This is a genomic window from Thalassotalea fusca (assembly GCF_053485835.1).
The window spans coordinates 1-22,560 of the sequence record NZ_JBQRUN010000002.1 but is presented as its reverse complement, the minus strand read 5'-3'; the positions used below and the strand labels follow the sequence as shown (position 1 = coordinate 22,560).

At 40.9% G+C, this 22,560-nt stretch carries 25 protein-coding genes; 16 read left to right on the top strand and 9 right to left on the bottom strand.

The features are described 5' to 3' along the window. The first annotated feature begins 192 nt into the window (after positions 1–192). Entirely contained in the window at positions 193–867 is a 675-nt protein-coding gene (gene rpe, locus ACSLUK_RS02500; RefSeq protein WP_448546934.1) for a ribulose-phosphate 3-epimerase, read from the top strand. 59 nt (positions 868–926) lie between these two features. Next, entirely contained in the window at positions 927–1,934 is a 1,008-nt protein-coding gene (gene trpS / locus ACSLUK_RS02495) for a tryptophan--tRNA ligase (RefSeq protein WP_448547301.1), read from the top strand. Positions 1,935–2,089: 155 nt separating this feature from the next. Here the strand turns inward: trpS and ACSLUK_RS02490 are convergent, their stop codons facing one another. From ACSLUK_RS02490 to ACSLUK_RS02475, 4 genes are all read right to left on the bottom strand, one after another. Next, a complete protein-coding gene (locus ACSLUK_RS02490; protein ID WP_448546933.1) occupies positions 2,090–3,064 on the bottom strand; it encodes an FHA domain-containing protein in 975 nt (324 codons plus the stop codon). After that, the gene (locus ACSLUK_RS02485) at positions 3,055–4,308 is read right to left on the bottom strand and encodes a S1C family serine protease (RefSeq protein ID WP_448546932.1); all 1,254 of its coding nucleotides are present in this window, start codon (positions 4,306–4,308) and stop codon (positions 3,055–3,057) included. Before ACSLUK_RS02485 ends, ACSLUK_RS02490 begins: the two co-directional genes overlap by 10 nt. Positions 4,309–4,478: 170 nt before the next feature. Beyond that, positions 4,479–4,739, bottom strand: coding sequence for a hypothetical protein (locus ACSLUK_RS02480; protein WP_448546931.1), 261 nt, complete (start codon positions 4,737–4,739; stop codon positions 4,479–4,481). A 100-nt stretch (positions 4,740–4,839) separates the two neighbouring features. Continuing rightward, positions 4,840–5,670, bottom strand: a complete 831-nt coding sequence (locus tag ACSLUK_RS02475) for a LysR family transcriptional regulator (protein WP_448546930.1) — start codon at positions 5,668–5,670, stop codon at positions 4,840–4,842. A gap of 128 nt (positions 5,671–5,798) precedes the next feature. Between ACSLUK_RS02475 and ACSLUK_RS02470 the strand changes: the two genes are divergently transcribed. From ACSLUK_RS02470 to ACSLUK_RS02460, 3 genes are all read left to right on the top strand, one after another. Continuing rightward, positions 5,799–6,071, top strand: a complete 273-nt coding sequence (locus ACSLUK_RS02470) for a hypothetical protein (protein WP_448546929.1) — start codon at positions 5,799–5,801, stop codon at positions 6,069–6,071. A gap of 1 nt (position 6,072) precedes the next feature. Next, positions 6,073–6,414, top strand: coding sequence for a DUF413 domain-containing protein (maoP, locus tag ACSLUK_RS02465; RefSeq protein ID WP_448546928.1), 342 nt, complete (start codon positions 6,073–6,075; stop codon positions 6,412–6,414). A 113-nt stretch (positions 6,415–6,527) separates the two neighbouring features. After that, the gene (locus ACSLUK_RS02460) at positions 6,528–6,920 is read left to right on the top strand and encodes an MmcQ/YjbR family DNA-binding protein (RefSeq protein WP_448546927.1); all 393 of its coding nucleotides are present in this window, start codon (positions 6,528–6,530) and stop codon (positions 6,918–6,920) included. Between the two features lie 20 nt (positions 6,921–6,940). On the opposite strand, the gene ACSLUK_RS02455 is transcribed toward ACSLUK_RS02460, so the two are convergent. Together ACSLUK_RS02455 and ACSLUK_RS02450 are read right to left on the bottom strand one after the other, a co-directional pair. Beyond that, positions 6,941–7,657, bottom strand: a complete 717-nt coding sequence (locus tag ACSLUK_RS02455) for a PEP-CTERM sorting domain-containing protein (protein ID WP_448546926.1) — start codon at positions 7,655–7,657, stop codon at positions 6,941–6,943. A gap of 518 nt (positions 7,658–8,175) precedes the next feature. Then, positions 8,176–9,864, bottom strand: coding sequence for a pseudouridine synthase (locus tag ACSLUK_RS02450; protein WP_448546925.1), 1,689 nt, complete (start codon positions 9,862–9,864; stop codon positions 8,176–8,178). A gap of 254 nt (positions 9,865–10,118) precedes the next feature. Here ACSLUK_RS02450 and ACSLUK_RS02445 point away from each other — a divergent pair, with 254 nt between their 5' ends. From ACSLUK_RS02445 to ACSLUK_RS02430, 4 genes are all read left to right on the top strand, one after another. Beyond that, positions 10,119–10,385 carry a hypothetical protein gene (locus ACSLUK_RS02445; RefSeq protein WP_448546924.1) on the top strand — a complete coding sequence of 89 codons (267 nt, stop codon included), beginning with the start codon at positions 10,119–10,121 and terminating at the stop codon, positions 10,383–10,385. After that, complete coding sequence (locus ACSLUK_RS02440; RefSeq protein ID WP_448546923.1) at positions 10,382–10,654, top strand: hypothetical protein; 273 nt, start codon at positions 10,382–10,384, stop codon at positions 10,652–10,654. The genes ACSLUK_RS02445 and ACSLUK_RS02440 overlap by 4 nt, the downstream gene beginning before the upstream one ends. After that, on the top strand, positions 10,615–10,827 hold the full coding sequence (locus ACSLUK_RS02435; RefSeq protein ID WP_448546922.1) for a hypothetical protein: 213 nt from the start codon (positions 10,615–10,617) through the stop codon (positions 10,825–10,827). The genes ACSLUK_RS02440 and ACSLUK_RS02435 overlap by 40 nt, the downstream gene beginning before the upstream one ends. Positions 10,828–10,908: 81 nt before the next feature. Beyond that, positions 10,909–11,124: a hypothetical protein gene (locus ACSLUK_RS02430; RefSeq protein ID WP_448546921.1), complete on the top strand. Its 216-nt coding sequence runs from the start codon at positions 10,909–10,911 to the stop codon at positions 11,122–11,124. Between the two features lie 487 nt (positions 11,125–11,611). Here the strand turns inward: ACSLUK_RS02430 and ACSLUK_RS02425 are convergent, their stop codons facing one another. Together ACSLUK_RS02425 and ACSLUK_RS02420 are read right to left on the bottom strand one after the other, a co-directional pair. After that, entirely contained in the window at positions 11,612–12,577 is a 966-nt protein-coding gene (locus ACSLUK_RS02425) for a precorrin-2 dehydrogenase/sirohydrochlorin ferrochelatase family protein (protein WP_448546920.1), read from the bottom strand. Then, positions 12,577–13,353 carry a substrate-binding periplasmic protein gene (locus tag ACSLUK_RS02420; RefSeq protein ID WP_448546919.1) on the bottom strand — a complete coding sequence of 259 codons (777 nt, stop codon included), beginning with the start codon at positions 13,351–13,353 and terminating at the stop codon, positions 12,577–12,579. Before ACSLUK_RS02420 ends, ACSLUK_RS02425 begins: the two co-directional genes overlap by 1 nt. A 141-nt stretch (positions 13,354–13,494) precedes the next feature. Between ACSLUK_RS02420 and prmA the strand changes: the two genes are divergently transcribed. The 7 genes from prmA to ACSLUK_RS02385 all read left to right on the top strand — a co-directional run bounded on the left by prmA (position 13,495) and on the right by ACSLUK_RS02385 (position 21,238). Continuing rightward, positions 13,495–14,379: a 50S ribosomal protein L11 methyltransferase gene (prmA, locus tag ACSLUK_RS02415; protein WP_448546918.1), complete on the top strand. Its 885-nt coding sequence runs from the start codon at positions 13,495–13,497 to the stop codon at positions 14,377–14,379. Between the two features lie 181 nt (positions 14,380–14,560). Then, positions 14,561–15,526 carry a tRNA dihydrouridine synthase DusB gene (gene dusB, locus ACSLUK_RS02410; RefSeq protein ID WP_448546917.1) on the top strand — a complete coding sequence of 322 codons (966 nt, stop codon included), beginning with the start codon at positions 14,561–14,563 and terminating at the stop codon, positions 15,524–15,526. 17 nt (positions 15,527–15,543) lie between these two features. Then, on the top strand, positions 15,544–15,831 hold the full coding sequence (gene fis / locus ACSLUK_RS02405) for a DNA-binding transcriptional regulator Fis (RefSeq protein ID WP_448546916.1): 288 nt from the start codon (positions 15,544–15,546) through the stop codon (positions 15,829–15,831). A 229-nt stretch (positions 15,832–16,060) separates the two neighbouring features. Then, positions 16,061–17,662, top strand: coding sequence for a bifunctional phosphoribosylaminoimidazolecarboxamide formyltransferase/IMP cyclohydrolase (purH, locus tag ACSLUK_RS02400; RefSeq protein WP_448546915.1), 1,602 nt, complete (start codon positions 16,061–16,063; stop codon positions 17,660–17,662). A 161-nt stretch (positions 17,663–17,823) separates the two neighbouring features. Then, positions 17,824–18,630: a class I SAM-dependent methyltransferase gene (locus ACSLUK_RS02395; protein ID WP_448546914.1), complete on the top strand. Its 807-nt coding sequence runs from the start codon at positions 17,824–17,826 to the stop codon at positions 18,628–18,630. 55 nt (positions 18,631–18,685) lie between these two features. Continuing rightward, positions 18,686–19,969: a phosphoribosylamine--glycine ligase gene (gene purD / locus ACSLUK_RS02390; RefSeq protein ID WP_448546913.1), complete on the top strand. Its 1,284-nt coding sequence runs from the start codon at positions 18,686–18,688 to the stop codon at positions 19,967–19,969. A 63-nt stretch (positions 19,970–20,032) separates the two neighbouring features. After that, positions 20,033–21,238 carry a tetratricopeptide repeat protein gene (locus ACSLUK_RS02385; RefSeq protein WP_448546912.1) on the top strand — a complete coding sequence of 402 codons (1,206 nt, stop codon included), beginning with the start codon at positions 20,033–20,035 and terminating at the stop codon, positions 21,236–21,238. A gap of 16 nt (positions 21,239–21,254) precedes the next feature. On the opposite strand, the gene ACSLUK_RS02380 is transcribed toward ACSLUK_RS02385, so the two are convergent. After that, positions 21,255–21,983, bottom strand: a complete 729-nt coding sequence (locus ACSLUK_RS02380; protein WP_448546911.1) for a hypothetical protein — start codon at positions 21,981–21,983, stop codon at positions 21,255–21,257. Positions 21,984–22,560 lie beyond the last annotated feature (577 nt).

Below are 22,560 nucleotides of genomic sequence, written 5' to 3'. Positions count from 1 at the left end.
GGTTTAGGTGTTTTGAGAGGTTGAGGATTAAATCACAGTGCAAAAATTTGTGCTATTGTGGTGCATGTTGTTTCATGATTGTGCGCACAACCTACATAATACTAAGAGCGAAAAGTTCGAGAATTAGAGTTCGTAGTCGATTAATTTGGTGATTTAGTATAAAGTAGCGCTGAATTTTTTTAGGGTGGATTTATGTCGTCATATTTAATTGCTCCGTCAATCTTATCTGCAGATTTTGCACGATTGGGGGAAGATGTAGAAAGAGTTTTGGCTGATGGTGCTGATGTCGTGCATTTTGATGTCATGGATAATCACTATGTCCCCAACCTCACGTTTGGGCCAATGGTATGTAAGTCATTGAGAGACTATGGAATTGAAGCGCCTATTGATGTGCATTTGATGGTCAAGCCCGTAGATAGTTTGATTCCCCAATTTGCAAAAGCAGGGGCATCAATTATTACATTCCACCCTGAAGCCACAGAGCACTTAGACCGCAGTCTACAGTTGATAAAAGATAACGGCTGCCAAGCGGGCTTAGTTTTCAATCCCGCGACGCCATTACATTATCTTGATCATGTGATGGATAAACTTGATGTTATTTTATTAATGTCGGTTAATCCGGGATTTGGCGGACAGTCTTTTATTCCATCGACGTTAGACAAGCTTAAGCTTGTGCGTCAGCGCATTGACGAAAGTGGTCTAGATATCCGCTTAGAGGTTGATGGTGGCGTTAAAGCAAGTAACATCGGAGCCATTGCGGAAGCCGGCGCTGATATGTTTGTGGCAGGATCGGCAATTTTCTCTCAGCCCGATTACAAAGTGGCTATTGACGAAATGCGAGCAGAGCTTGCGAAAGTAACAAAATAGCCTAAAGAAGAATTACGCGTTTTAGTGTAGAAATTAGCATAGTAAGAATTTAAAGGAACATCATGACTAAACCTGTTGTTTTAAGTGGTTGCCAACCGTCTGGCGAATTAACTATCGGAAATTATCTAGGGGCGATAAAAAATTGGGTTAGCATGCAACAGAGCCATAATTGCTATTATATGTTGGTAGATCAACACGCAATTACCGTTCGCCCAGATGCCGAAGCGTTGCGACAAGCTACCCTTGATGGTTTAGCACTTTATTTAGCTTGTGGTGTTGATCCAAAAGAAAGCACGATTTTTATTCAATCTCACGTACCTGAGCATGCCCAATTGAGCTGGGTATTAAATTGCTACACGCAGATGGGCGAGCTTAACCGCATGACGCAGTATAAGGATAAGTCGCAAAAATCCGAAGCGAACATGAATTCTGGCTTATTTACCTACCCAGTGCTTATGGCAGCAGACATTTTATTGTATCGAGCAGATGCGGTGCCTGTAGGCGATGATCAAAAACAACATCTTGAGTTAGCGCGTGATATTGCAACGCGATTTAACAACATCTATGGTGATGTGTTTGTGATTCCAGAGCCACATATTCCTGAATTTGGTGCGCGGGTCATGAGTTTGCAAGAACCAACCAAAAAAATGTCTAAATCAGACACCAATCCGGGCAATTTTATTGGCTTGTTGGAAGATCCTAAAAAAATTACCAAGAAAATCAAACGTGCCGTGACAGACTCAGATGAACAGGCACGTATTTATTATGACGTACAGGAAAAGCCTGGTGTATCGAACTTGTTATCGTTATTGTCATGTACAACGGGGCAATCAGTTGAACAACTTGTGCCGCAATATGAAGATAAAATGTATGGTCACCTTAAAGGCGATGTGGCTGAAGCGGTTGTCGCTACAATAACACCGATTCAAGAGCGTTTTAATGAATATCGCAATGACCAATCGTTTCTTAACGAAGTCATGCGAAATGGCGCGGAAAAAGCATCTGAGCGTGCTGCTAAAGTGCTTGATGCGGTCTACAATGCCGTTGGTTTTATCGCAAAGCCTTAATTGATTTATATCTCATAAATAAGTAAAAAGCCTCAACGAGCTATTCGTTGAGGCTTTTTTATTTTCTGTGTTATCACAAATAAATGGAAGCGTTGCTATCATTCTTTGTACTTTCCTGTACCTGCAAAAGGGCAGCAGGTACAGGGTGGACGTAGTTAGTCCTTCTTCTCTTTTGCCTCTTTTGCTTCTTTGTCAGCTTGTTCGAATAACTTACCAGAGCGCTCAACAAATGTATCGACACTGCTTGCTGGTGTGAATAAGAAACTCGGCGTCATCAGAGTGTTGTCGAATTTCGGCTTGGTCGAAAACTCTGGCTGCTTACTCATTTGTATTAGGAATGAACCACCAAAAAGCAACGAGGTTAGCGTGCCAGCAACCACAACACGCTTTTTCTTACTCATATGAAAACCAACATAACAATTGAGCCAGAACATACAAAAGGCAATGGCAATTGGTATTATCGTTATGAGCCCTGCAATAGGTACGTGGCTGGAGGTATTAAATTTTACAATTGATTCAACAAAGTCACTGAGCAATGTCAAATTAAAGAAAACAAAACAGATCCCAAGTTGGGTGAACGCGCGCGCATCATGCTTAGTTAAGTGAGAAATCAACGCAACTAGCGCTGGCCATATCGCGAGCATTATGGTGGTGCCAACTGTAGGTACGAGTAATTGTGTGAAGTTAACATCGCGTGGGTTACCTAAATAAATCAGCCAGCCGGTGATGAGGGCAAACAAACAAATATTGGCGGCTAAGGCAACCGGATGCTTAGCTAGATTGATAAGGTCTTCAAATGGACTAAGCGTGATACTCTCAGCAACAGGGTGGTGTGGAAATACCACACGTATTTGGCTTTTCCCGAGAGTAATAACGTCACCCGAAGTTAGGCGGTGGCCGTCTGCTACTTTTTTGCCTTCGCCCAAAAAACTGCCATTAACACTATTATTGTCTTTAACTAACCAGTGCTCACCATCAAATTCTATCGAAAGGTGGTTAGGGCACACATGAGGGTCGGAAAGGATAATGTCACTTTGATAGCCTCTACCGATGTTAATTGTTGCTTGTGAAAATCGCTGGCGACCAATCAGTTTATGTCCGCGATTAATTTCTTCGATGATTAATTCCATGATACTGATTCCACAAACTTCTTAGTAAACTTCTGAGCACTTTCTTGCGAAACGCCGGAAATCGTAAAGTGACTAATAAGCGCCTGTCGGTTTCTATCAACAGACATTCCTAAATACAAAACATCGTACAACGAAGGAAAATCTTTGTAAGCTCGTGTACAAAAGACGCTCTTGTTGGTAATGGCATGATTTGTCGGTGTGACGGTATCATGTTGACATTGAAATTCAGTGACATCGTCTTTACCTGCTTTATTACCGGCATTTACCCGAGCGATTTGTGACTGATAAAGGCGATAGAATTTAGTATCACTTAGCGCTTTAGCGTCCATGAAGCGAAAGTCCATCTCTAACGAACCAGTAAAGAAGTTATTCGAAATATAAGTATTTTCTTCAATTGAACAGTTGGCCGCTGCAATCATGATCAATGCATCAGATTTATCAGCATTCGATTCTCCCCAACAACGAATGAAAGGTACATCGATAGTGGGGATCAAGCTTTGTCCAAGTTTTTTCATTTGCCATTCATTGTCAAGCAACGTGTCAACCAGATTCATTTGGTTGGCATTGAGTTGCGACATCATTTGATAAGGAATACTTTTTGGCGGATTAATTTCATAAGCATTAAACAATGCTTTTAGTTTTCCATGTGGAACCAAAAAGCCGATCTGATTGCCTGATGTGGCGACATTGATCCCAACAACTTCAGCGAATTTATTCACGACAGGACCACCACTCATGCCTGAGTTTACGGAGCCGGTAAAGTGAATGCGATCATTGAACGACTCTTTTTTCAGGCCATTATAGGTACCAGGCACAACAATCATGCCGAGATCATGTGGGTTACCCAGTGAATAGAGCTCTTCACCTTTCGTAGGGGTGTCTTGCGCAATTTTAAAGTAAGGCATGTCTTGTTCAACCTCACGCTTGACTAACGCGAGATCGTTGATAACGTCGACACTTTCCAATGACAATGTTGCTTTTTGGCCCGTATGGTCAAGGTATTCGATACGATACTTTTCTGGATGACGCGCATAACCCGAAATAACATGATAATTTGTTGCTATTACTCCGTTTGACGTTATCTGGAATCCAGAGCCGATTGAGGATTTTTCACCACTCGCTTTATCAATCAGCCTGATTTGGTATAGCGACGGTGCAAGTTGTTTGAAAATGACTTCAGCTTGTTCTTCAGCGAATACATTTGTACAAAGTAACAAAAACGTTAAGGCTAAAAACCTTTTCATTATTACAATTATCCTTTTATTTATATTGACTCTATTGTGCCACTGTCGTCACATTTGTCATCTATTATCCTGAATTACAGCACAAAAACTGTGTAACAAGTTATACCAATTGGTATAACTTGTTAGATTATGAGAACTAAGCGATTTGCTAGGAGCCCATTCGAACGAGGTTAATGCCAGATTTTCTTGAGATAAGCTACCACTGTGAGCCAGTACGACGTTGCCGGTGAATTAGGCTTAGTTTCAGATTCCTGCCATAACATATGAGGCTGATGCGCTAAGCTTGCCAATCGTTGCTGTTTTTGAGCTGCTTGATTTGCTCTGGTAGCAAATTGTTGCCGTTGTTCTTCGGTTAAATTGCACAGAATACTGGTCACTGTTTCTCGGCCCTTAAGAATACAATTCCTTTGGATACGTGGAGAACTGCACATATTCACACCCTATAACTCGGTTGTTGTGTATATTGACTAAGACCCTGTTTCTTTCAATTAAATTTCTATACATCCTCTATTTATATTTGAAACGAAAAGGCTACTGTAAATTTGAGAATAGGGTCTTAAATTGATTCAGCATTTCTTCATCGTGGTGATTCTTGCGGTATGCCATATAAATAGGACGCTTAATTTGTAGAGGTGTTTCAACGACATAAAGCGCTTTATCGGCAATAAGATCAGTGACAAATTTTGATGGTAGGTAAGCAAAGCCTCCTTTTGCTTGTATAACTTCCAATGCGATCATCGCGTTGGAAGTTCTTAAGCAAGGTGAAACCTTATGGTGCAATGCATGTTCTTTTTGAAAGGTAATCCCCCAATCAATCATAATGTAATCGTCAACGTCAGCATTAAACTCGGGTTGGTTACCGACTAAGGCAAGATCAAAATGGCCAATGAGTTCGTTGACAAATTCGTCGTCTTTAATGGGATCTGTTAGCAAACCGATATCTAAGCTGCGATCGTCTAGCTTGCGTTGAATGGCTTCGCGAACTGAAATTTCTGTGCCTAAGGTGAGGTTATCGAAGAGAGAAATCACGTCTTTTATCCGAGAGCTAAAAAACGCATCCCACACGTTCGGTGTTGCCGCTATATTAAATGACGCCTTTTGTTGGTTGGCGATAGACAATGAAACCTTTGACTGCTCCATTTGGCTCACCATCAAGTGGGCATGGGCTAATAATGCTTCGCCAGCTGGAGTTAATCGTAAATTGTTTTTTTCACGGATGATCAATTGTGTCGAGTAAAACTCTTCGAGTTGCTTAATACGAGCGCTCACCGCCGCTTGCGTAATATATAAGGTTTCAGCAGCACGACCAAAGTGGCGATTTTCTGCTACGGCAATAAAGGTTTTAAAAACGCGAATGTCCATAAATAGAGCCTACTAACAACGAGAACCTTAATGTAAAGAAATCTTATCGTTGCGACAAATATTATTTGTTTTTCAAAGCTAATTTATTTGCATACATTCTCTACGAGGCAAATTTTTAAGGAATTCCGATGAAGCGATTCGTTCAATTGATAGGTCTATGTCTTTGCTTGAGTGTACAAGCAAATGAAGTAGACGCAGAACTTGACGTTTCAGTACCAGACGTAGAAACCGTCTTAAATATATATAGCTTTTGTGTAGAACAGTTCTCTCAAGATGAAGATTCTGATACAGAGTCGTTTTTACTCAATTGTGTTAATGCTGACCTTAAAGCGTCGGCATACAAAACATTTAATTCTTACAATGAACTAAAGTCATTTGTTGATATAGAGCATGAGGTGTGAAATGGATACAAAAATTCGTAAAGGTAAGTCATTATTTTATGGTGATAAGGTATTTACACGCGGTCTTTCACGAAGCAGTTATTTTAATAAACGTGAATCAGATGAGTTAATGCTATACGGACATACCATGTCGGCGCTTTATGAAGGTACGCTTATGCCTGACAACCCAGAAGAAGTACAGTTTGTTACAGACATGCATAGCGAAGAAGTAAGTGCGCTTTACCCTGTAAGGTTGTGGAAAAAATACTTAGCCGCGGTAGAAAAAAGCAAGATTCACCATGGGTTTGCTAACTGCAATGGTCGAAGCAATGACTTCGTGTCAGATAATATGGGATTTGCATAACTTTCCATTCTATTTGACCAACATTCCTACTAGAAAATGTAATAGGCCTAGCAATGCTAGGCTTATTTTTTTATTGTTATCTCATAAATTAAATCCAAAAGAGTTGAAACATCATGGACAGAGACACAGCAGAGAATTATTTACTATCAAAACCATATGTAGTCAAAGACTACCCGTTCGGTGTAGATGTCATGGTATTTAAAGTAAAAAATAAGATGTTCGCAACGTTAGCGCTTGGCACAGGTAATGAAAAAGATACTCAAGGGAAAATGGCGGGTCATTATTGCATGAACCTAAAATGTGACCCCGATGAAGCCGTGATGCTTCGAGATATCTTCTCTTCAGTAATTCCTGGATATCATATGAACAAAGCCCAGTGGAATACCGTGATTTTAGATGGCTCAATCCCGCAAGGCGAGATTGAACGCATGATCGACAATTCGTTTTCACTGGTCGTGAGTAAAATGACCAAGAAAGATCAGCAATCGATCTTGGTGCATTTGTAAATTGTCAGCTGCTTTAAAAATCAATTTCGCTTCACACTACGTGCGGCAAAACCAAATAGTCCAATAGCCAAAATGAACAATGTTGATGGTTCAGGCGTTTGAATAATACAGCCATTTGGATCGGTACTAGGGTCACAGTTGGTAATACTGATATTAAAAACATCTTGTGGAAAATCAAACATAGTATTTTTTCTATCTGGACTCAGAAATATGACTTTTGTAAGGTCAGATCCCGATACATTGGTGAGGTCAATGAACAAGTCGTCCGGATCAAACCCACTAATCACAAAACCATCCGTACAGCAATCAATCCAAGACAAGCTAATGTTTTGCGGACCTCCGGCATTTAGGGTTCCTGATTCTCCTGGGTCATCTACAAAAGCAAGCAATGCAGGTATCGACCAAGCAATTGTTGTCGAAAATGTACCGCCTCCACTACCATTAGGTTTTTCCAATATAACACCGAAACTCAATTCGTTGGTGTTGGTATTGATGTGGGAAAATATCTGTAAGGCGTCGGCCGTGAGAGGAATAGGATCTAACGTGCCTGGGTATACGGGATTTGCAGAAGATGCCCACGGTGAGCCATAGTTATAAAATTGTGAACCCGTTTCGGCGCTTTCAAATGTACCCAATAAGAATTCAGTACCATTAAAGTCTATCTCTATAACGCCAGCAAAGACATTGCTAGAAAGAACAAACAGTGCAGCTATAAAATTAGTAATCAATGATTTCATTGTCACTACCTCGATATTTATTGCAACGTGTGATTATTTTTTAAGCAAGATGAAGGCCGTTAAGAAATTGCTTTTCCAAACAGTATGATGAAAGAACAGTTAAATTGTGATGATTCAATAGTGTAAAAATATCCGACACTTACTAGAGCGTGTTGATCTTTGAGGTACAAATTTTGTTCAACTTGAGCGTGCTTTGATCGCGGCGCTCGGTTTGTAGCATAGTTGTTCTACGTAAAAATCGAGCACAGCTACCGCGTCCTGCTATCGCTAAGTACCTACATCCATGTAGGCAACAATTAGCAAAGCGCGCTCAATTGAACCCTTCGGGCAGCGCCCGTTTGGCATTTATACTGTGTTATCGCCTTACTTTAGGACGACTGCATGGATGCAGGAGGTAGAGCGACGCAGGAAGCCAAAACCGAGAATAACTACACGACGAAGGCTCTGCCTAGTCTAAATGCCAAACTGTCAGCTGCAAAAATGAACAGCAAAGGTCAACACGCTCTAATACGTTTTGGCTAAAAATCCGCATCAACCACAAACTCAATCGGTTGCTTGCTTACCGGATGCTTAAGTGCAAGACGTTGGGCGTGTAGATGAAGCCGACTACCAGAACTGCCATATAAATCATCGCCTACAATGGCTGTGTTTAGTCCATTGGGATGGGCACAATGGACACGTAATTGATGCGTTCTACCTGTTACTGGAAATAACTGAAGTCGACTCTTGCCATTTTCTCGGGCGATGAGCTTCCATTCAGTTCTAGCGGGTTTACCATGTTCTAAGCACACGAGTTGTCGTGGACGATCGTTAAGATCGCCACGTAGCGGCAAAGTAATTGTCCCACTAGCTTCAATTATATTTCCGTCAACTACTGCGACATAATGTTTTGTTATTTCTTTATCGATGAATTGCTTTTGTAACCCCTTATGGGCTCTTTCATTTAACGAGAGTATAAGCAGTCCCGAAGTTGCCATGTCTAACCTGTGCACTATCATCGGGCCTGTCGCATGTGGAAAACGTTGTCGAACACGTGTCGCTACTGAGTCGGTAATGTTTTTTCCGGGAACAGATAACAACCCTGCGGGCTTGTTAACGACAACGATATCTTCATCTTGATACACTATTGCTAGATCTGAATTTTCCGCTGGATTGTTCAGCATTGGATTTTCATCGATAACCATGCCCGACAGCATATGCTCTAGAATTGGCTGACACTTTCCCTGACAAGCCGGATAATATAGCCCGTGCTTTCTAATTTCCGATTGTGGTGAGCTACCCCACCAGAACTCAGCCATCGAAATAGGGGTCAATCGATGTTCAAATGCGTATTGTAATAGCTTAGGGGCGGCACAATCTCCAGTACCAGCAGGCGGTGTTGTAATTGTAGTGTTCTTAAATAACGCTAATAAATCTGCACTTTCACCTTTTATATTCAAAAGTTGGTATTGCTTAAAGAGTAATTTTTGCAGTCCGGAAGATAGTTTTCGACGTGCTTTTTTCAATTGCTCTATATCTTTGATCAGCGTTTGGTACTGTATTTCAGTTTCCAACACGTGTTGGTGCCAGTGTGCTTTTAATTGTGCCAATGCTTTTTTGTCTTGAACACTTTCTCTCGATAACTGAATACTCTGCTGCCTTATGGTAGCTGCACTCAGCGATTGAGCAACTTGAGCATTCGCAAGTATTTCTCGTTGTTGCTTTCTCAGCTTCTTATTATTTCGCATTACTTGTTGTTTTTCGCTGATCGCCAAGTGCGCTTGTGCTCTGAGGTCTTCAAGCAGCTTTGAGAGTTCACTTAATGTAGGAGATAACTCTAATTGTGTAATTTCCTCGGTGATTGCATTGATTTTTTTTTGTTTTTGGAAATACTCATGCTCGGGTGAGAATCCTTCGAATATTGCTGGAACAATTTTTAAGGGAAGATGATTCCACTGGGACAGGCTACTGGTAGCGCCAGAGATTGCCGTCAGATAACCTAACTGACCATTAGCCGTTTTTACCACCAATACTCCGAACATTCTGCCTTGTTCAGATGATACTCCATTTACGTGTGCACAAAGTTCGTATTGTAGCTCTTTTACAGCCTGTTGAACTATTTCGCTAGGTTGATAGCAAAATGGATAAGTAAACTTGCTTGGCAGTTCGATATTGCTAACCGACTTAGCAAAAGGAGTAAAACAAGGGGGGAGGAGTGATGTGTGCATTAGGCCTGAAACTTTACTTAACTACACAAGCAGCAAGTACAACAATTACTATTGGCGCTATTCTACGATTTTTTTGCCCATAAAACATCCTAAGAGTGAAGTAAGCGTTTAGTATAATTATTTGTATAACCGTCTCAATATGAAAGCGTCGTTGAACTACCCTGCTAGTGACTTCATGCTGCATATTTGCTAAAACTAAGCTCCCCCTGTAAGTACATCAATAATAAATATAAAAGCCAAGAAGAAAGTAATTTATGCACGAAATGTTTATTGAGAACGTGACATCCGAAGATGTTCCTTTTGGCGTTCCAACATTGCGTTATGAAAAACCAACGTTGGGTCAAAACTATTGGATATGTGACAATTTTTTCCCTGAAAAGATCGCTATTGATATTGCAAATCGTTGTTTTAATAAAAAGAAATGGAAGCTTGGGAAGCACTATCCATACGAACTGTGGCTAGGTATGCGTTCAAAGAATGCATTAAAACAGAAGGGTTGGATCAAGTTGAATAATGGGTGAAACAACAAATTAATAAAGAGCACCTATGGGTAGCGGAGTCAAAATCAGCGGTAGTTGATACAAAAACCGCAATTTTGGTTGGTGGTGATGAAGGTGCAGCACGTCCACATGTCGACAACCGACAATTATGTCGCTATGACGCGGTGTTGTATTTAAGCGAGAATCCACAGCCACATTCAGGGACATCATTCTATCGGCTCAAGTATGCAATGGTGCTGCGGGTGGTAATATGGTTAATGCACCGTATCACAATTTGGTTGACGCGTTAAAAACAAATAGCTTGCCACCAAGTGCTTGGTACGAAGATCATGCCATCGAGAATCAGTTCAATCGCTTGATTTTATTCAAGGGTAATATCGCTCACAGTGCATCTGGCTGTTTTGGCAAAGAAAAACGTGATAAGCGTTTGGCGGTCACATTTTTCTGGATGACAGACGATTAGACTCATTCATTTCATCTTCTCCATATTTCTTGCATATTTTCTCGATAAGATGTCGATAACTTTGAATTCTGCAATAAACATATGGATCATTTGAAATATTTATTGGTAGCACTTGTTATTGGGTTGTTACCAAGTAACGCTTGGTCACAACAAGCAACAACCGCTACAGATTTAACATGGTGGAATGAGTTTGTTCGGAGCGTCACAGAAAGTGAAGGGCAGGCATTACTCTTGGTTTTTGCTGTACTTGTATGTTTGTTTGTGGGTTGTATTTTGAAGAATCCTGAAATTCACTAACGCATATAACCTTTCCCAAAGTGTCGCTAAAGACTTTCGCCGCCTTGTCCAGTTTCATTGTTGTGGGCAGGGCGGTTTTTTAACATCGTTCATTGATAAATACGTTGTAGAAAACCCTTTAATGCCTATACCTGTAGCTCGTATCAGTTACTAGTTAGCTTAGCTCAAATGATCTAAATGAAAATTATTATCATTTGTATTGACGTCGCTATTTTAGCTTGCTAGTATAGCCACAACTTGATGGCAAGCCCAATTAGCTACATGCCTCTTAATAGCCAGGAAGCTCGTAGCGCCCTCTTTTGCTATCAGGTTTTCGTTGGGAATTCTGCGGTTTCCGAATTCTTAATGTTTTATCTTTACTTTTCCGGGAGTAAGGACGTGAATTGCTCGACTCACGTTTCTTTAAGCATCAATAGTTTCTATTGATGCTTTTTTTTATCTAAAAGTTGCTATGTTTGAGCTGAGTTCCTTATTTTAAGGAATATCTCTATTGGCCATTAACAAGTTCTTTAGTTCGCACAAGGCTAGCTGTTAAAGCTGAGTTATGTGGAATTGACTGGTGACCTGCCAGCAAATAAATCACATGCTGTCCAGATTCAGCGAGTTCCAGTGCATGCTGAATATTAATCATGATGTCTGAACTGATTTCTTGTGGGAATTTATCAGCATCACGCCTAATGTATTCAATAAAATCAGTATTTACTGCATTGTCGTAGAACACTGCCTCCGCCAATTGCATTTCGCGATGTGCTTCGAGCGTTAGCTTGTCTGGGTTGCCATCGAGCGTATGAATAAAGACGATTTCACCAATACTTGCATGTTTTGGCTCACTTAAGCTAGCGATGAGTTCTTGCTCTGCGATGATTTGCTCGCCACTCAAGACGCTTTGCCCGATGCGACCTCGTAATACGGTTTCCCAAAACTTTCGGCGATTAGCTACGCCTTTAATGCGTGCTTTTACATGATCTCTGAATTTATAGGAAAACTCAGCTAATTTTCCATAGCCATTTGGCAGTGTTTTCTCAATTTGTTCCCTGAGCATTCGCAGTAATACAGGTGCGTAACCAGAACTTGATAGTGCGATTAGCATAGGAGAGCGATCGATTATTGCCGGGGTAATGTAGGTACAGAGTTCGGGCTTATCAACAACATTAACTAAAATATTATGGTGTTGTGCTTCTTGAGCGATTGCTTGATTTACGTCGCTATTGTCCGTGGCCGCGATAACTAAGTTATATGTCTGAATGATGCCAGCTTTATAATTATGCGCTAGTTTAGTTAACTGGTGCTTATTTATTAATTGCTCTACTTGATTAGCGCAGTCTAGCGCCATAATGGTGATATTGGTTGTTGTTTTTAAAAGTAATTCTATTTTACGCGCTGCAACGTCGCCACCACCAATGACCAATGCGTTGATGTGCGTATTAGTGAGAAATATGGGGAAATAATTCATTAATTAATTTCTTCGTACGGTAATTGCCACTTATCTAAAATGGCGTGGTAATGCTGTGAGCTCTTCAGTTTATTGAGTGATGCAGTGAGTTTCTCGACGATTGTTCTCGATGTCGTTGAACTAGCTGCGATATAGAGTGATGAAGAGATATCTTCAATTTCGTAAACTAACTTAACTTTTTGAGGGTCAAGCCCAGTATGGCTTATTTCGTGCTGCCACAGTACGCTGTTTGTAAATGCAATATCAGTACGTCCACTAAATAGCATTTGCCAAAGTATAGGGTACTTACTGCTTACATAGAGATTTTTTTTCGGTACAAAACCTTTTTCAAGTAAATAAGTTTCGGCAAGGTCATGGCGAATTGAGCCAACGGCATATTTTTTGGCGTCTTCTATCGAACTGATCGAAATATCCTGACGTGTCTTCAGCGCAGCGAAGTATGAGCGTATGGTGTATATTTGGCCAACCCACTGAAAGTGGGGTTCTCTATCAGGGCTACGCAATATAGAAAAAATAACGACATTTGGCTCTTTTAACGCCATTTCATAGCTTCGTGCCCAAGGGTAAACCTTTATGGTAGCGTCTAATTTAGCGTCGTTAATTAACCAATTGATTATATCGACTGCAGCGCCAATCGGCGGTTTTGTATCTTGTTCTATTTGTAAAGGGGGGAGATCTTCAGTGACAAACGTGATTTTTTCAGCCTGAACGGCAAAGCCAAATAATGTGAGTAGCATGCCTGATAACTTAACTAAATAACCTGCCACGTCTATCATCCCATTTGCCCCGCCGATAAAGCTATAGTTATAGATTAATCGACAAAACTCAAGTGAATATTCACCGAATGTAATCTCTGATAGTAGACAAAGCCTGTTGAATGTTAGAATAGCGCAAAATATTTGACAGAGAATAATTTCATGCCTTGGATTCAGCTTCGCTTACAAGCAAACGAAGAAACCGCTGAGAAATATAGTGATTGGTTGATGGCTTGTGGCGCACAAGCGGTCACATTTATAGATGCTAAAGATACGCCTATATACGAGCCTTTGCCTGGCGATGAGGTTGTGTATTGGTCAAATACCGTCGTAATGGGGTTGTTTGATGCCAGCCATGATATGGACAAAGCGATTACCTATTTGCAAAGTATTCATCCAGACAAAAAAGAAATGGCCTATAAGCTGGAACAACTAGAAGATAAAGACTGGGAACGTGAGTGGATGGATAATTTTCATCCGATGAAGTTTGGCCAACGATTATGGATTTGTCCAAGTTGGCGAGACGTGCCAGAGCCAGATGCCGTTAATGTCATGCTTGATCCTGGTTTAGCCTTTGGTACGGGGACACACCCTACAACTGCGTTGTGCTTAGAGTGGTTAGACAGCCTAGATCTTGCAGGGAAAACAGTGGTGGATTTTGGTTGTGGCTCGGGCATTCTTTCTTTGGCTGCGTTAAAGCTAGGAGCAAAAGAAGTGATCGGCATCGATATTGATCCACAGGCGTTACAGGCGAGTGAAGAAAATGCAAAACGAAATAATGTCGCAGACAGGCTTTCATTATACCTACCTGCAAATCAACCTCAGGTTAAAGCTGACATAGTGGTTGCTAATATACTTGCAGGACCATTACGCGAACTAGCACCTACGATAATTGAATTTTTAGGAAAAGACGCAAAGTTGGCGCTCTCAGGTGTGCTCGAAAATCAAGCGAGTGAACTTCAAACCATTTATGGACAGTGGTGCGATATGTCTCCAATCGCCGTTAAGGATGAATGGGTACGGCTAAATGGTGTAAAAAAATCCTAAGATCTAGCGCGTAGATTTGGCAAAGAAACTGTACAAAATCTGCGCGCAACAATGGTTTGTAGAAAGTCAATATAAAAATGTTGAAAAAAACCGACATTTGTTCAATTTATATTCTTTTCAATTCGAAAAAAAACACGTAAACTTAGCGCCCTTTTGAGCAGTAGGTCAAAAAAGCAGCAGCGTGAAAATCGGTCCTTATACCTTAGCGAGCAAGACTATGCTTGCGCCAATGGCAGGAATAACTGACCAACCATTCAGAGAGTTATGCTATCGAATGGGGGCGGGCTTGGCTGTATCAGAAATGCTATCGGCAAATCCGAAAGTATGGGATACCGCTAAATCCAAATTACGCATGGTGCATAGTGACAATGCAGGAATTCGCTCAGTGCAGATCGCTGGCTCTGATCCCGATGAACTTGCATATGCTGCGGCAATGAATGCAGACAATGGTGCCCAGATTATAGATATCAATATGGGATGCCCTGCAAAAAAGGTTAATAAAAAACTTGCTGGTTCTGCGTTGTTAAAAGAGCCGAAGTTAGTTGAGCAAATTGTAAAGAGCGTAGTTGAAGCTGTTACCGTTCCGGTGACCTTGAAGATTCGCACTGGTTGGTGTGAAAATTCTAGAAATGGCATTGAAATTGCCAAAATCGCGGAGCACAACGGTATTCAGTCTTTAGCAGTACACGGTAGAACGCGTGCTGACTTTTATAAAGGCGACGCAGAGTACGATACGATTCGAGCAATTAAAAAGGCAATTTCAATACCGGTTGTTGCAAATGGTGACATAACGAGTGTTGAAAAAGCTGAGCAAGTATTAGCTTATACTGGTGCAGATGCCATCATGATAGGCCGTGGCGCTCAAGGGCGGCCATGGATATTTCGAGAAATTAATCATTTCTTGGAGCATGGTGAACACCTTGTACCGCCAACTAAGGAAGAAATTCGCACTATTTTATTAGGGCATGTAAGGGAATTACACGATTTTTACGGTGACTTCATGGGCGTTCGTATCGCTCGTAAGCACGTATCTTGGTATTTGCAAGCGCATGATCAAGAAAAAACGTTTCGTTCTATTTTTAATGCTATCGAAGTCGCCGACGAGCAACTTGAAGCGTTAGCTAGATATTTTGATAAATTTAACTAAGAAAGAGTCTGAACTTTATGTTTGAACAAAATATTTCATCACCATTCGTTACTGGTAACTTACAAGCGCAAACTGAGGCATCACCTTTACGTACTCAAGCTAAAATCGCAATAAGCAATTACTTGTCTCAATTAAACGGAAACGATGTTGATGATATGTACGAATTAGTACTTTCTGAAATTGAAGCGCCAATGTTAGAAGAAGTAATGAAGTATACGCGCGGTAACCAAACGCGTGCAGCTAACTTATTAGGCATTAACCGTGGAACTTTACGTAAGAAGTTAAAAAAATACGGTATGAACTAATCTCTTGCAGGATAACCTGCATATAAAAAGCACCCTAGGGTGCTTTTTTACTTATTACGGTTTAATTTGTTGTCATTAGTGTCATGTTTTAAAGAACGGATTAACCAAAAGATTCAGCGGTACTTAGTGAAGAGTACTAACATTAGGAATTGCATGAAGATGCTTAACTGCCACGGATATATGTCACAGGCCAGACACAACATTAATTTTTATAGGTAATCAAATAGCAATGGATACCCCACGCCCAATCAAACGCGCACTTTTAAGTGTTTCTGATAAAACAGGTATTGTCGAATTTGCACGTAGTTTAGCGAGTAAAGGAGTTGAGTTATTATCAACTGGTGGAACAGCTAAACTACTTGCTGAAAACGGCATTCAAGTAACAGAGGTTTCTGATTATACCGGCCACCCTGAAATCATGGACGGTCGCGTGAAAACGCTTCATCCAAAAGTGCATGGCGGCATTCTGGCGCGTCGCGGAACTGACGAAGCTGTTATGGCTGAAAATAATATCAATGCGATTGATATGGTTGTGGTAAACCTTTATCCGTTCGCCAATACCGTAGCCAACGATGATTGTACGTTAGAAGATGCGGTTGAAAACATTGATATTGGCGGCCCAACAATGGTGCGTGCTGCAGCGAAAAACCACAAAGATGTTACCATCATTGTAAATGCACATGATTACGATCGTGTTTTAGCTGAAATGGAAGCTAATGAGAATTCTCTAACGTTCAACACGCGTTTTGATTTAGCGATTGCTGCATATGAACACACAGCGGCTTACGACGGTATGATAGCTAACTACTTCGGCAAAATGCTTTCTGCACATGGTGCTGAGACAAACGAAGTAAATTTTGATAGCAAGAACAAATTCCCGCGCACATTCAACAGTCAGTTTATTAAAAAGCAAGACTTACGCTACGGTGAAAACTCACATCAAGACGCTGCTTTTTATGTAGAAGCAACTCCTGAAGAGGCGTCTGTTTCAACTGCTAACCAAATTCAAGGTAAAGCCCTTTCTTACAACAACATTGCTGATACTGATGCGGCGCTAGAGTGTGTGAAAGAATTTGATGAGCCGGCATGTGTAATCGTTAAACATGCAAACCCATGTGGTGTGGCGATTGGTGATAATATTTTAGCCGCATATGAAAGTGCATTCACTACCGACCCTACATCAGCTTTTGGCGGTATCATTGCCTTTAACCGTGAGCTAGATGCAGATACTGCCGAAGCGATTGTTTCTCGTCAATTCGTTGAAGTGATAATCGCGCCAACAGTTTCTGAAGCAGCAGCGCAAATCGTAGCGGCCAAGCCAAATGTACGTTTGTTAGTATGTGGTCAATGGGATACTCAAACGACAGGCTTTGATTACAAGCGTGTAAATGGTGGCTTATTGGTACAAGACCGCGATCAAGGTCATGTTACTGAAGACGATTTAAAAGTTGTAACTAAGCGTCAACCAACAGAAGAAGAGCTACGCGATTTGAAATTCTGCTGGAAGGTAGCGAAATATGTTAAGTCAAACGCGATTGTTTACGTGAAAAATAGTATGACGATTGGCGTTGGCGCGGGTCAAATGAGCCGTGTATACTCTGCCAAAGTTGCAGGAATAAAAGCTGCGGATGAGAACTTGGAAGTTAAAGGTTCAGTAATGGCATCTGATGCGTTCTTTCCATTCCGTGATGGTATAGACGCTGCGGCAGAAGCTGGTATCACTGCGGTTATTCAGCCAGGTGGTTCTATGCGTGACGAAGAAGTCATAGCAGCAGCAGACGAGCACGGTATGGCAATGGTGTTCACAGGCATGCGCCACTTCCGTCATTAATAGAAAACGCCCGATTTATATCGGGCGTTTACTTTTTGACACATTTGCTTGAGACAAAGGAAAGGAATTTTCAGTTAATCGGGTCACAAGTTAACTGATTCGCAATATTAATTCTGATATAAATGGTTGCGACTAAATTTACTCGTTAACGGAAAATAACAATGAATAAAATAAAAACTTTACTTAGTACAGCAGTATTAACAGCGTCATTAATGTCTCTACAAGCTTACGCTACTCCAGGTGGCGCTCTAGTAAAAGCTATCGAAGGCGAGCATAGAAGTGAATCAAACAAGGCGCGTGATGTTTATCGCAATCCAAAAGAGACACTTGAATTTTTTGGCTTTAGACCTGATATGACGGTGGTTGAAATTACGCCAGGCGGTGGTTGGTATACTGAAATTCTTGCGCCAGCTTTAAAAGGCAAAGGTAAGCTATACGGTGCACATTACCCAGATACTGGTGAAGATAATTACTACAGTAAGTCTCGTCAAAGGCTAGAAAAGAAGCTTAAGAGTGATGACATTTTCAGTGAAGTAGAGTTAACAGATTTTGTTCCACCTAAGCCAAGCACACTTGCTCCAGAAGGAACCGCTGATTTAGTACTAACATTCCGCAACCTTCATAATTGGAAGGAAGATGGCATGGCTCAAGTATTCAAAGATGCTTACAAAGCGCTGAAAAAAGGTGGTGTTTTAGGGGTAGTTGAGCACCGCATGCCAGAAAGTCTTTCTTGGGAAGAAAATATGCGCAGCGGCTATGTGCCTCAATCATTGGCCGTAAAATATGCTGAGCAAGCAGGATTTACACTAGCGGCAACAAGCGAAGTTAACGCTAACCCAAAAGATACTGCACAGCATCCACAAGGGGTATGGACACTACCGCCAGTGCTTGCATTGAAAGATAAAGATCAAGAAAAATATTTAGCGATCGGTGAAAGTGATCGCATGACATTAAAATTTGTGAAATAAAAATAGGTGGGTAGCACTTGATGCTACCCACTTTTAATTAGTTAGGATTTACATAATGAAAGTATTAGTCATTGGTAGTGGTGGGCGTGAACATGCATTAGCGTGGAAAGCGGCTCAATCTAAGCATGTAGAAAAAGTTTTTGTAGCGCCAGGAAATGCCGGTACTGCAATCGAAGCGAAGCTAGAAAATATCGATATTTCGGTAGGAGATTTAACAGCGCTTGTTAACTTTGCAAAAACCAATGATATTGGCTTAACAATTGTTGGCCCAGAACAACCATTAGTTGATGGTGTTGTTGATGCTTTTGAAAAAGAAGGACTTAAGATTTTCGGACCATCTGCAAAGGCAGCGCAATTAGAAGGTTCAAAAGCTTTCACAAAAGACTTTTTAGCACGTCACCAAATTCCTACTGCGGCCTATCAAAACTTTACTGAGATTAAACCTGCAATTGCCTATGTGCGTGAACAAGGTGCGCCAATTGTGGTTAAGGCCGATGGTTTAGCAGCGGGTAAAGGCGTTATCGTTGCGATGACACTAGAAGAAGCAGAAGCGGCAATCAAAGATATGCTAGCTGGCAATGCGTTTGGTGACGCAGGTCATCGCGTGGTCATTGAAGAATTTTTAGAAGGTGAAGAAGCTAGCTTCATCGTAATGGTAGATGGCAAAAATATTCTACCATTTGCAACTAGCCAAGATCATAAACGTGCCTATGATGGCGATAAAGGCCCTAATACAGGTGGCATGGGAGCGTACTCTCCTGCACCAGTAGTTACGCCAGAAATTCATAACCGTATTATGAAGGAAGTTATCGTTCCAACGGTTGAAGGGATGGCAAAGGAAGATGCTCCATATAAAGGTTTCTTATATGCTGGATTAATGATTGCAGCAGACGGTACACCAAAAGTAATCGAATATAATTGCCGTTTTGGTGACCCAGAAACACAACCGATCATGATGCGTCTAGAATCTGACATAGTGGCATTGTGTTTAGCTGCGTGCGAAGGGAAGTTAGATACAACGGAAATCAATTTCGATCCGCGTGCAGCAGTAGGTGTTGTATTAGCTGCTGGTGGTTACCCGGGGAGTTATGAAAAGGGTGCAGTTATATCCGGTCTTAGCACTAACCAAGATGAAAGTCGTAAGGTGTTTCATGCAGGGACTGCTATGTCAGGTAATGACGTAGTTTCTGCAGGAGGTCGGGTGCTATGCGCTACAGCACTGGGTGAGAATGTTACCAACGCACAGAAATCGGCTTACGAATTGTTACATCAAATTAGTTGGCAAGGTGTTGAATTTAGAACGGATATTGCTTATCGTGCCATTGCACGTGAAGCATAACTAATTAAACAAGGGAGCTAAACGCTCCCTTTTTTATTTCAGCAACGTATACAAGGAGGTTTCATGAAATCCGTGTCTTCATCAGTAATACATAAAGTACGACTTACTGGATTGTTCTTACCAATCTTGTTTACGTTACTTGGTTGTCAGACCGTAGCAAATAATACCGCTGTAAAACCAGATGTTTCTTATGAGCCAAAAGCGCCCGTTCTTTCAATTCTTGCACCACCGGCGAATGAAATGGCAAGTGTGGTGAAGGAAGACGATATTTTTGCTTTATCTGAAGAACAAAAAGAGGATTTTTTCTCATATTATCGTAACAAGTTAGCGTTGAATGAGCGTGAACATCATATCGTATCTTCTTATGTTACTAAGCATTTGGATGATTTCGACTATTTCGGAGACACATTTGTTGCTTCAGAAGCGCTTAAGGGTAATAAAGGCAATTGTATGAGCCTTGCAGTTATCACGTCGGCTTACGCAAAACTGCTAGATATGAAAATGGATTATAGGCTTGTACTGTCGCAACCTGTGTACGAAAAGAGCAATGGTCTAGTTATAACATCGAAGCATGTACAGACAAGAATCTTTGAACCGCAAAGAAAACAAAGTGAAATGAAGAACTTTGGTATTGGCGCACATGTTGTTGTGGATTATTTTCCTAGATACCTACAGGTAAGAGGAGCATACATCAAACATAACGCATTCGTATCACTATTTTACCAAAATATGGCGGGGCAATACTTGAGTAAGGGGGACGCTTATCTAGCATATGCGAACGCTTATCAAGCATATCAGCTCGATCCAAACAGTAGTTCTGCACTTAACTTATTGGCTTTGGCTTCAAAGCATAAAGGGGAGTTAGCTCAGGCTGAAAATATATATCGGTATATTCTAGAAGAAAATGCCGACGATCTATTGTCACTCAACAACTATGTTATTTTGCTGCGTGCGCAAGGGAGAGGCGAAGAAGCAATGATATACCAAGAACAACTAGACAGCTTGTATGATCCTAACCCTTATAACTGGATTGATTTAGCGGAAAAGCAACTTGAGCAAGATCTCCTGCAAGATGCTCTTAGTAGCTATAACAAAGCGATTAGATTAGCGCCTTACTTACAGGAACCATATATTAAAGCTTATAGAATCTTGTTGGCTCAAGGGCGCCCTATGAAAGCAGAACAATATTTACAATCTAGCCTAAAATGGGTCTTTGAGCCTGAACAGCGGTCACAAATAAAATACAAGCTTTACGGTCAGAATCTATAATTGATTGTATTTAGCGCTATTCTTTGTTTTCTTCTTGATTAACTTTTGCCTTTGCAAGTGTAGCGCTTTCTATAACTATTTCTTTATTGGCACCTGATGCGATGGCTGAGTTAATTATTTTTTCATGCTCGCTTTCAGGACTATTTATAATAGCAGTGTGAACCACTTCATCACCAGTACCTGGAAACAATGCAATCGTGTATTCTACGATATTAGATATTTGATCTGGGATTGCTTGTATTGCACCAAGTAATACATCAACAAAGCTGTCAGGAAACTCTTTCATTGTGTGTTTAACAACACTATCTGATACAAAAGGATCGGATTGTATTGCTACTCGTACGATATTTTGTATATTTGCGGGATCATCCATTGCTGCAGCTTTTACAATCTCTTGTGCGTACGCTGGCTCTGCCTGGATGGCTAGCCGAACAATTTCAGATGCTGGTGCCACATCGGCGTCTAACATGAGTTCAATTACATGGCAGGCTAGTACGGGTTCGGCGTGGAGTGCTCCAGCCATAATCGCTTGATATTGGCTAGGGTAACGTTCAAGTGCAATAGAAACAACTTGATCTACCTTTTCTGGGTATCTGCGTAAAATAGAAGAAACACTCTTTTCAAGTGGGATCTGATGCTTTACTTGTTGAGATATCATTGAAGCGATGACATCTTCCTGACTTCTTTTTGCACTATCCATTGCAGACGCATTCAAAGAAATTCCCAAAAGTAGAGAAATGAACATTAAACATTTCATTATTCTTGCTCTCTTTTTGGTAATTGATACGCATGTAGAGTACGTATCATTTATTATTCTTATTATTTGACTGACTACTATAGGAGATCTACAAATTGTTTTCTCCTGTTGATTTATACATATTTTGTACAATCCTCTACTTGGTTAGTGTGCTAAATATGCAATAAGTTCACTTTCTGCGCAAACGAACAAAAAGTTGAAATTAGTTGTTGACGGTTGCGCAAAAATCTCTAAAATGCGCTCCACTTCTCGGGGACAACCCAAGAGGCGGTTTTGAAAAGTTAGTTAACGCTACGGCCAAGATTAACAAGCCAACCACTTAAAAATTTAATTTAAAATTTTTTAAGAAAAAAGGTTGACATCAAAACTGAGATGCGTAGAATGCGCATCCGCTCTCAACGACTAAGCCAAGCGCTAACGCTGAGAGAAAACGCTAAACACGAATGCGATGTCTAGCGAGATTCGATAAGAATCGCTCTTTAACAATTAGTTATCATGCAATTTGTGTGGGCACTCACATTAATGTTAATTGAAATAAGCAGCTTGTCTGCACATTAACTTAATG